Source organism: Halochromatium sp. (assembly GCF_046541315.1).
Taxonomy (GTDB): domain Bacteria; phylum Pseudomonadota; class Gammaproteobacteria; order Chromatiales; family Chromatiaceae; genus Lamprobacter.
Map to the genome: position 1 here is coordinate 1 of NZ_JBKHDN010000104.1, position 9,278 is coordinate 9,278.

At 67.5% G+C, this 9,278-nt stretch carries 8 protein-coding genes; all 8 read left to right on the forward strand.

Annotation, left to right across the window (positions count from 1 at the left end; all coding sequences use genetic code 11):
* Nucleotides 1-50 precede the first annotated feature (50 nt).
* A complete protein-coding gene (locus tag ACLFQI_RS08415; RefSeq protein WP_410758460.1) occupies nucleotides 51-1,544 on the forward strand; it encodes a DUF4139 domain-containing protein in 1,494 nt (497 codons plus the stop codon).
* Nucleotides 1,545-1,913: 369 nt separating this feature from the next.
* Complete coding sequence (locus ACLFQI_RS08420; protein WP_410758461.1) at nucleotides 1,914-3,323, forward strand: form I ribulose bisphosphate carboxylase large subunit; 1,410 nt, start codon at nucleotides 1,914-1,916, stop codon at nucleotides 3,321-3,323.
* Between the two features lie 117 nt (nucleotides 3,324-3,440).
* A complete protein-coding gene (locus ACLFQI_RS08425; RefSeq protein WP_410758462.1) occupies nucleotides 3,441-3,785 on the forward strand; it encodes a ribulose bisphosphate carboxylase small subunit in 345 nt (114 codons plus the stop codon).
* A gap of 218 nt (nucleotides 3,786-4,003) precedes the next feature.
* On the forward strand, nucleotides 4,004-6,544 hold the full coding sequence (locus tag ACLFQI_RS08430; RefSeq protein WP_410758463.1) for a CsoS2 family carboxysome shell protein: 2,541 nt from the start codon (nucleotides 4,004-4,006) through the stop codon (nucleotides 6,542-6,544).
* 348 nt (nucleotides 6,545-6,892) lie between these two features.
* A complete protein-coding gene (locus ACLFQI_RS08435) occupies nucleotides 6,893-8,380 on the forward strand; it encodes a carboxysome shell carbonic anhydrase (protein WP_410758464.1) in 1,488 nt (495 codons plus the stop codon).
* 14 nt (nucleotides 8,381-8,394) lie between these two features.
* Complete coding sequence (locus tag ACLFQI_RS08440; RefSeq protein WP_410758465.1) at nucleotides 8,395-8,649, forward strand: carboxysome peptide A; 255 nt, start codon at nucleotides 8,395-8,397, stop codon at nucleotides 8,647-8,649.
* An 8-nt stretch (nucleotides 8,650-8,657) separates the two neighbouring features.
* Entirely contained in the window at nucleotides 8,658-8,969 is a 312-nt protein-coding gene (locus ACLFQI_RS08445; RefSeq protein ID WP_410758466.1) for a carboxysome peptide B, read from the forward strand.
* Nucleotides 8,970-9,045: 76 nt separating this feature from the next.
* The coding region (locus ACLFQI_RS08450) for a BMC domain-containing protein (RefSeq protein ID WP_410758467.1) at nucleotides 9,046-9,278 on the forward strand (233 nt) is incomplete at its 3' end.

Here is a 9,278-nt window from a genome sequence, read left to right on the forward strand (position 1 = left end):
CTGCTATGGTACGTCAAGACGATCGCTGAAGATGCACCGAGGTGAGAAACATGAGAGTGACCCTGGCCCTTGCCTGTTGTCCGTTGGCACTGCTCGTCCTATCGGAGGTGACCATGGCGCAGAGCGAAACGGCGACGGATGCTTCGACGACCGCGCCGGCGGCGACGGAATCGCGCAGCACGCTCGCGGATCAGACGGCCGTGGCGGTGACCATCTACAACGATGATCTGGCGTTGATCCGCGACCGGCGTCGGATCGAGCTGCCCGCCGGGCGCGGCACGCTGGCATTCCGGGATGTGAGCGCGCGCATGCGTCCCGAGACCGCGCTGCTGCGCGCCATTGAAGGCGTCGCCCCGCGGGTCGTCGAGCAGAATTTCGATTTCGATCTGCTGACTCCGGCCGCCCTGCTCGAGAAGTACGTCGGCCGCGAGGTCGGTCTGGTGAGCACGCATCCGAGCACCGGCGAGAAAACCGAGGAGTCAGCGACGGTGCTTGCCGCCAACGATGGCGTGGTGCTGCGCGTCGGCGATCGCATCGAGACCTTCCCGTCCGGGCAGGTTCCGGGACGTATCGTCTACCGCGATATCCCGGCGAGCCTGCGTGATCGCCCGACCTTGGTGCTGGCGCTGGAGAGCCCGGAGGCCGGTCGTCGGTTGCTCGAGCTGAGCTATCTCAGCGGTGGCTTGAGCTGGAAGGCCGATTATGTCGGTGAACTCTCGGCCGACGAGCAGCGGCTCGATCTCGCCGGCTGGGTGACGCTGACCAACCGCAGCGGTACCCGCTATCGGAACGCCCAGCTGCAGTTGGTGGCGGGTGACGTGAATCAGGTCAAGGAGGCCAGCCAGGCGCCCCGCCACGAGGCGATGGAACTGCGCGCGGCCGCGTCGGCGCCCAGCATGCGCGAGGAGAGTCTGTTCGAGTACCACCTCTATGCGCTCGCGCATCCGACCACCATCGCCGACAACCAGACCAAGCAGGTCGCCTTGCTCGACGCGCCTGGGGTGAGGGTGGGCAAGGAACTCCTGATCCAAGGCGATGAGCGCGCCTATCGCGAGCCGCGCGGCGCGCTTGCCGAAAAGCTGGCGGTGACCGTGTATCTCACGGCGACCAACGATGAGGCCTCGAATCTCGGGCTGCCATTGCCGGCGGGCATCGTGCGCATCTACCAGCGCGATAGCCAAGGGCACGCCCAGTTCATCGGCGAGGACCGCATCGACCACAGGCCCAAGAACGAGACCCTGCGCCTGAGGCTCGGCCAGTCGTTCGACGTCACCGCCGAGCGCAAGCAGACGGCGTTCAAGAAATTGTCGGGCAGCGGCGGGCCTTGGCAGTACCAGTTCGAGGGCGCCTACGAAATCCTGATCAAGAATGCCAAGCCGGAGGCAGAGCAGGTGGTGGTGCAGGAGCGCATTCCAGGCGACTGGACGATGTTGGAAGAGAGTGCCCCGCATGAGGCAGGCAACGCCAACACTGTGCTCTGGAGGCTCGAGGTTCCGGCCGAATCGGAAGCGCGCCTAACCTATCGCGTGCGCGTGCGCTTCTAAATCCGTGTCGGGGGCGCTGGCCGGTCCGAGGCGAGATCCCGGCGGCGAGATCCCGGCCAAGTTTCCCTGTCAAACGCTCGACCCATTGATCTGAATCAATGTGATGCGCGCATGCCGATAGTGGCTATTGCTGCCCCGTTGCGGCTCGTTTATGGTGCCGAGCGCACTAAAACGGCGCTGCGGAACAGCTTCCTCATAGATAAAAATCGATCCTTATGATCGAAACTATCGATTTCAGCTGAAGACTGTGTGCGGCGTATGGTTATCGAGTTTTTAGCGGCAGATGCCGAAACCCTTCCGATCACGATCCTGAGTTAGGCAACCCGGATCAAGCGAAGCAGACGCAGAACAGACCCATAGGAGCTGAGCATGAGCAAAAAGTACGACGCCGGTGTTAAAGAATACCGGGACATGTACTGGACCCCCGACTATGTCCCTCTCGACACCGACCTGCTGGCTTGCTTCAAGTGCACCGGTCAGCCTGGCGTCCCGCGCGAAGAGGTTGCCGCTGCCGTCGCCGCCGAATCCTCGACCGGCACCTGGTCGACCGTCTGGTCGGAGCTGCTGACCGACCTTGAGTACTACAAGGGCCGTGCCTATCGCATCGAGGACGTGCCCGGCGACAACGAGTCCTTCTACGCCTTCGTCGCCTACCCGATCGATCTGTTCGAGGAGGGCTCGGTCGTCAACGTGCTGACCTCGCTGGTCGGTAACGTGTTCGGTTTCAAGGCCCTGCGCCATCTGCGCCTGGAAGACATCCGCTTCCCGATCGCCTATATCAAGACCTGCGGCGGCCCGCCGGCGGGCATCCAGCTCGAGCGCGACCGCCTGAACAAATATGGCCGGCCGATGCTCGGCGCCACCATCAAGCCGAAGCTCGGTCTCTCGGCGAAGAACTACGGCCGCGCGGTCTACGAGTGCCTGCGCGGCGGCCTGGACATGACCAAGGACGACGAGAACGTCAACTCGCAGCCCTTCATGCGCTGGCGCGACCGCTTCGAGTTCGTCGGCGAGGCCATCCAGAAGGCCCAGCAGGAGACCGGCGAGCGCAAGGGGCATTACCTGAACGTGACCGCCTCGACGCCCGAGGAGATGTACAAGCGCGCCGAGTTCGCCAAGGAGGTCGGCTCGCCGATCATCATGCACGACTTCCTCACCGGTGGCTTCACCGCCAACACCGGTCTGGCCAACTGGTGCCGCGAGAACGGCATGCTGCTGCACATCCACCGCGCGATGCATGCGGTCATCGACCGGCATCCGAAGCACGGTATCCACTTCCGCGTGCTGGCCAAGTGCCTGCGTCTGTCCGGCGGTGACCACCTGCACACCGGCACCGTGGTCGGCAAGCTCGAGGGCGACCGTCAGTCCACGCTCGGCTTCGTCGACCAGCTGCGCGAGTCCTTCGTGCCGGAAGATCGCTCGCGTGGTGTCTTCTTCGATCAGGACTGGGGCTCGCTGCCCGGCGTCATGGCCGTCGCCTCCGGCGGCATCCACGTCTGGCACATGCCGGCGCTGGTGACCATCTTCGGCGACGACTCCATGCTGCAGTTCGGTGGTGGTACCCAGGGCCACCCTTGGGGCAACGCCGCTGGCGCCGCGGCCAACCGTGTCGCCCTCGAGGCCTCGGTCAAGGCCCGCAACGAAGGCCGCGAGATCGAGAAAGAGGCGCGCGAGATCCTCTCCGAGGCCGCCAAGCACAGCCCCGAGCTGGCCATCGCGATGGAGACCTGGAAGGAGATCAAATTCGAGTTCGAGACCGTCGATAAGCTCGACGCCTGATCCCGCTCGGAACCGGACCCGGGAGCAACCGCGCGGCGTGCGCCTGTTCCTGGGTCCGGCGCCTCGCCATCGGCCACCGCCTTCACGATCGCACCGTATTGATTAGGAGTATCCGCCATGTCCTTGCAAGCCACCATGGGCGACTACCAGACCAAGCGCACCCTCGAGACCTTCAGCTTCTTGCCGCCGATGTCGCAGCAAGAGATCTATGACCAGATCGCCTACATCATCGCGCAAGGTTGGACGCCGGCCATCGAGCACGTCCATCCGAGCGGCGCGATGGACGACTACTGGACCATGTGGAAGCTGCCGTTCTTCGGCGAGCAGGACCTCGGCAACGTCGCCTCGGAGCTCGAGGCCTGTCACCGCGCCTATCCCGACCACCATGTGCGCATCACCGGCTACGACAACTACACCCAAAGTCAGGGCTCGTGCTTCGTGGTCTTCCAAGGCCGCGCCTAGCGCGCCGGCCGAGCGCTGTCTCCGATCAGCGCGGTTGCGGGCACTGAGTCCGTGACCGGTGCCGCGCCGGAGAGCAGGCGTCAACGATGTCGACCTTCGCCTTCTCGGTCTTTCAGCACTTGGCGGGTGCTGCGGTCCGGCAAGCGATGCACTCTCCCGAGCTGCCCGCCCGCCCGGCGACGACGGACAGCCACCCCGATAGCCCCACGGAATTACCCATGGCAAGCATAGCGAACCTGAGATCGAGCGGCCGCGAGGCGGCCCTGGCCCGCCGGCGTGCCCTGTCGTCCCAGGGCAAGCAGGGTTTGGTGCAATCGACGCGCGAGCGCACGCGGGCTCCGCGCACCGAGCGCGCTCCCGCGCCTGCTCCCGAGCGCGCCCGGCCCGAGCCGGCGTCGGCCAGCGCGGCCCCGGCGCGCGCATCGAATCCAAGCCCGAGCCTCGGTTTCTCCACGGCGGCCAGTCCGCAGCGCCATCGCGCAATCCCGCAAAATCCGGCGCAGGCGAGCCGCGAGTTCGCGCGCCAGCGGCGGGCCAAGCTCGCGCGCGACGGCCGCCGCGCCCAGCGGAGCGGCGATCGGGTGCGCGATCCTCGCGTCGCCGACCGGGCCGGTTCGCGCTCGGCGTCACCGACGCGCGCCGAGCAGACCAAGGGCGAGTGCCAATGCGGCGGCAAATGCAAGCAGGCCCAGGCCCGCCTCGACACGACGAACCTGCCTTCGCTGTCGCTCTCGGCGCCGGCCCCGAGCCGCGCCAAGAACGGCAACGGGACGACGGCGAACGGCCGCAACCGTAAGCCGAATCCGACGTTGGCGTTGAAGCCGGCCGGTCGCGCGGTCGCCCAGGCGCGGCGCTCGGCGCTCAGTGGCCGCGGCAAGGGCGCGACCAATGTGCCGAGTTCGGTGGCGGGCATCGCGCGTCAGGCGAATCCAAAGCTCAGCGGGCGCGAACTCGCGCAGCAGGTGCGGGCGCAGCGCAGCTCCAATGGCGGCGCCGGTGAACGCAAGTCGCCGCCGGCGGGTCGGGTGCGCCGTTCGCGCACCGGCGCCGCTGCGGACCAGCCGTGGAAGGTCGGCGTCAGCGAGACCGTCCAGGGCCAATTCGTCACCGGTACCCGCGTCGGCCGCAGCCAGAAGACCACCGGCGACGAGCCCAGCACCTGCCGCACCATCACCGGCACCGAGTACATGGGAGCCGATATCTTCCGGGAATTCTGTCAGACCGAGCCGGCGCCGGCGATCAGCAAGATTGGCGTCAGCCCGACCGGCTATGGCAACTATGTCACCGGTAACGAGGTCGGGCGCTCGCCCAAGGTCACCGGCAATGAGCCAGGCACCTGCACGAACGTGACCGGGACGCAATATCTGTCGCCCGATCAATATCAAAGCTACTGCAACACGCGCCCGGCGCCGGAGCCGCGCGAGACCGGTGTCGCCCTGACCCTCAGCGGCCAGGGGCTGTCTGGAACCATGGTCGGGCGTTCCGGTAAGGTCACCGGCGATGAACTCGGCGCCCATGTGGTGCCGACCGGAACCCAGTACACGGCCGCCTCGGAGATTCCGACCGATCGCTCGGCGCCCCCCAAGGTCGGCACCTCGGCGACCCTCTCGGGAGGCACGGTCACCGGCACTCGGGTCGGGCGCGCCGCGCGCGTGACCGGCGACGAGCCCGGCACCTGTCGGCTGGTGACCGGCGATCAGTATGCCGATCGCGCCCAGTACGAGTCCTTCTGCGAGATCATCCCGCAGCCCGAGGCGCCCAAGGTCGGGCAGTCGATGACCAACCAGGGCCATCGCGTCTCCGGCACCCAGACCGGCCGCTCGAACAAGGTCACCGGCGACGAGCCAGGGACCTGTAAAGCGGTGACCGGCACCCCCTATGCGGGCCTCGAGCAGGCCGCCGATTACTGCGCGTCCGATCAGCAGCGGGAGATCAAGGCCCGCACGCCCCTCATGGCGGGGACACCGGGTCCAAGCATGACCGGCATCCAACCGGGGATCGGCGGCGTCATGACCGGTGCCGCCAAAGGCGCCTGCGAGTCCTTGACGGGCACTCCCTATGTCGGCGCGGACCAGTTCGCGAGTGTTTGCGCGACCGATGATGCCAGCAAGGCCGCCGAGCCTGGGCAGCCGGACTTCCCACGGCCTCTGGACCTGGGCGGGGACGTTCCGGCCCCCGCATTGTCGCCAACCTCCGCGCCGGCGCCAGGATCGACGCCAGCGCCAGGACAAGGCTTTAGCGTCAGCTCGCCCGCGCGCGCGGCCTTCGAGGAAAGGCAGCGCAGCCAGGTGACCGGTACCAGTTACGAATCGAATCGCCACATCACCGGTCCGTTCGGGATGGGCACGGGCAAGATCACCGGCACCGAGCAATTTCGCTTCGACAGCCGGCGCGCGCGCCCGGATCTGCTCACGCCCGAGCCCAACCCCAACCCCAACCCCAACCCGGGATCCGCGCCCGGCTCCGAGGCCCCTGCCGCCGGAGCGGCCGCCGCGCGCTCGCGCATCACTGGCGAAGGCCAGTCGGCGGGCAAGAAGATCACCGGCGATGACTGGGATCGCGGCGAGCGCGTGACCGGCACCGAGGGCAGCTCGGCGCGGCGTCGCAACCCGACCCGACCGGGGGTGATGAGCGCCATGCCCTCGATCGAGACCAAGCGTAACGAAGAGGTGCCGCAACCGACGAGCCGGGTCACTGGCAGTGCCGGGAGTACCGACCGCGGTGCCTTGATTACCTACTCCGGTGGTGCGCGCGGCTGAGCCAGCGCGCAGAGCAGGCCTTAGCGACATCGCCTCGATTCAGAGAGATCCATGCCCATCCGCCATCGACCATCACCGCGCTCGCGCAGTCTGAGCCGCAGTCCCCGCGGCCTGCCGCCCGCGACCGCGCCTGCCCGCACGGAACAGGGCGGCGGTGCGTCGGCGATGGAGCCGGGCGCGGCGGTTGCAAAGCGCGACAGGACCGAGCGTCCGGCCAATCTCGGGCGCGGGCCGACCCGGCCCACGCGTCCGCCACGGCCAGCGCCGCCCGGGCCATCGAGCCTGAAGACCCAGCGTCGGCCCCAGGTTCAGACCGGACTTCAGACCAGGGTTCAGCCGGGTGCTCAGATGACCGCTCAGCCGGGTGCTCGGCCCAGTGTTCAGGTCGGCGCTCAGGCAGGCGTTCAGGCCAGCGCCTTCGCGTCCACGCCGCATCCGCTGACCGATGCTCAGGCCAATGCGCGGCTCTATGAGTACGAATCATCGGTCAAGCATGCCTTCGATCATCTGGTGCCGGTGCTCAAGCGCATCGCCGCCGAGCGCTGCGAGCCGGACTTCGTCGAGCGTGCGCAGCGGATCGCGCGCGCCGAACTCGGCTTCGAGCTGCCCGACGGCATCCTCGAGAGCGCCTGGATCACCGGGCTCGACATGCGACGGCTGTTCGCCGCCTGCGTGTTCAAGACCTATCACCGGATGAGCGACGCCTTCTTCACCGCCGATCCGCTCGGCGGGCGCGATGGCGAGGCGTTCGAGCAGGAACTGCTCGCCTGCGGCTTCCATCTGATGGACGTCACGCCCTGCGCCGACGGCCGCCTGGCGCATGCGATCAGCTATGTGCTGCGCCTGCCCTACGGGCGGGTGCGGCGCAAGTCCTACGCCGGCTCCCTGTTCGATATCGAGAACACGGTCGAGAAGTGGGTCGAGACCGAGCTGAGGCGTTTTCGCGAGGGCATCCCGAATACCGCCGACGCGCCGACCCGCTATCTGAAGGTGGTGATGTATCACGGCAGTTCGGTCGATCCGATCCATCAAGGCTGCGCCGCGCACGGCTCCGACGATGCCGCCGCCGCCCGCGCCGGGCTGGAGCGGCTGAAGGCGTTCCGGCAGGCGATCGAGAACAGCTTCTGCTGCGGCGCCTCGGTCGATCTGCTGCTGGTCGGCCTGGACACCGATACCGATGCGATCCGGGTGCATGTGCCGGACGCCGAGGGCTACTGCGATCTCGAGCATTGGCTCGACGCGACCAAGGTCTACGAGATCACCCGTAGCATGGACCCGACCCAGGCGCGCGCGCGCATCGCCGAACTGGTGCGCGCGCATGCGCCGGGCAAGGCCGGCGGTGCGGCGCTGCCGGACGGCATGGTGCGGCTGATCGGCGGGCTGATCGAACGCAACCTCTCGCAGATCGATTATGTTCGCCAGTACCACGCCGGCGGCTATGCCGACATCGGCCATGCCGAGCGTTTCATCGGCGCCGGCATCGGCTTCGAGGAGATCCAGCTGCGCAACCTGACCTATTTCGCCTATTTGGGCACGGTCGAGGAGGGCGCCGCCGATCTCGATGTCGGCATCAAGATCTTCACCGGCCTGAACGTCAATCGCGGGCTGCCGGTGCCGATCATCGTCCGCTACGACTACCACGGCGGCGTGCCCGGCGCGCGCGAGCGCGCGGTCGCGCACTGCGAGCGCATCGCCGCCGCGCTCAAGGCGCGTTACCCGCAGCTCTGTGCCGACGGCATGCTGCATTGCCTGCGCGCGGTGCGCGACTGCGATGCCGCCGCGCCGATCGAGATCGTCGGTTCGTCATTGGACGCGCCGGCGAGCGCGGCTCACTGAGGCGCGAAAGGCCAATGAAGATTTGCAAGGTTCTCAAGCCGTTGGTCTCGACCTACCGGATTCCGGCGTTCGAGCACAAGCATCTGCAGGTGGTGCAGGACGGCAGCGCGCAACTGGTGGCGGTGGATGCGGTCGGCTGCAAGCCGGACGACTGGGTGATCTGTGTCGGCAGCTCGGCGGCGCGCGAGGCGGCCGGCAGCAAGGCCTATCCGAGCGATCTCACCATCGTCGGCATCATCGACGACTGGGATCCGGACGCCGAGCGCTGAGGTGCCGCATGCAGATCAGCCAGGTCGTCGGCACGCTGTATTGCACCGAGCGCATCGCGGGGCTACGCCACTGCAGTTTGCGCGTGCTCAAGGATCTCAAGGGCAAGCTGGTGGTGGCGACCGATCCTGTCGGCACCCGCCCCGGCAACTGGGTCTTCACGGTGGAGGGCTCCGCCGGGCGTTATGCGATGGGCGATCCGGACATCATGACCGATCTCACCATCGGCGGGATCATCGATGCTTGGGCGCCGGAGACGGTGGCCAAGCCGGCGGCCAGCAACGGCGCGGCGTCGGCAATGCCGCGCGACAAGGCGGCCTAGGGCCGGGCAAGGGTTCGTTTGAATCGATTCGGACCGCGACCAACGCGGCATGAAGTCTCTGACGGAGAAGACACAAATGGCAGGCGAAAGAGTTGGCATTGCGCTCGGCATGATCGAGACCCGTGGTCTGGTGCCGGCGATCGAGGCGGCTGACGCGATGACCAAGGCCGCCGAGGTGCGGCTGATCGGCCGCGAGTTCGTCGGCGGCGGCTATGTGACCGTGCTGGTGCGCGGCGAGACCGGCGCGGTCAACGCCGCCGTGCGGGCCGGCGCCGATGCCTGCGAGCGCGTCGGCGACGGTCTGGTGGC

What these genes read in the sequence shown, in the direction of transcription:
- ACLFQI_RS08425 (WP_410758462.1), top strand. Translation starts at nt 3,441, where the DNA reads ATGTCCTTGCAAGCCACCATGGGCGACTACCAGACCAAGCGCACCCTC.
- ACLFQI_RS08440 (WP_410758465.1), top strand. Translation starts at nt 8,395, where the DNA reads ATGAAGATTTGCAAGGTTCTCAAGCCGTTGGTCTCGACCTACCGGATT.
- ACLFQI_RS08420 (WP_410758461.1), top strand. Translation starts at nt 1,914, where the DNA reads ATGAGCAAAAAGTACGACGCCGGTGTTAAAGAATACCGGGACATGTAC.
- ACLFQI_RS08445 (WP_410758466.1), top strand. Translation starts at nt 8,658, where the DNA reads ATGCAGATCAGCCAGGTCGTCGGCACGCTGTATTGCACCGAGCGCATC.
- ACLFQI_RS08435 (WP_410758464.1), top strand. Translation starts at nt 6,893, where the DNA reads ATGACCGCTCAGCCGGGTGCTCGGCCCAGTGTTCAGGTCGGCGCTCAG.
- ACLFQI_RS08430 (WP_410758463.1), top strand. Translation starts at nt 4,004, where the DNA reads ATGGCAAGCATAGCGAACCTGAGATCGAGCGGCCGCGAGGCGGCCCTG.
- ACLFQI_RS08415 (WP_410758460.1), top strand. Translation starts at nt 51, where the DNA reads ATGAGAGTGACCCTGGCCCTTGCCTGTTGTCCGTTGGCACTGCTCGTC.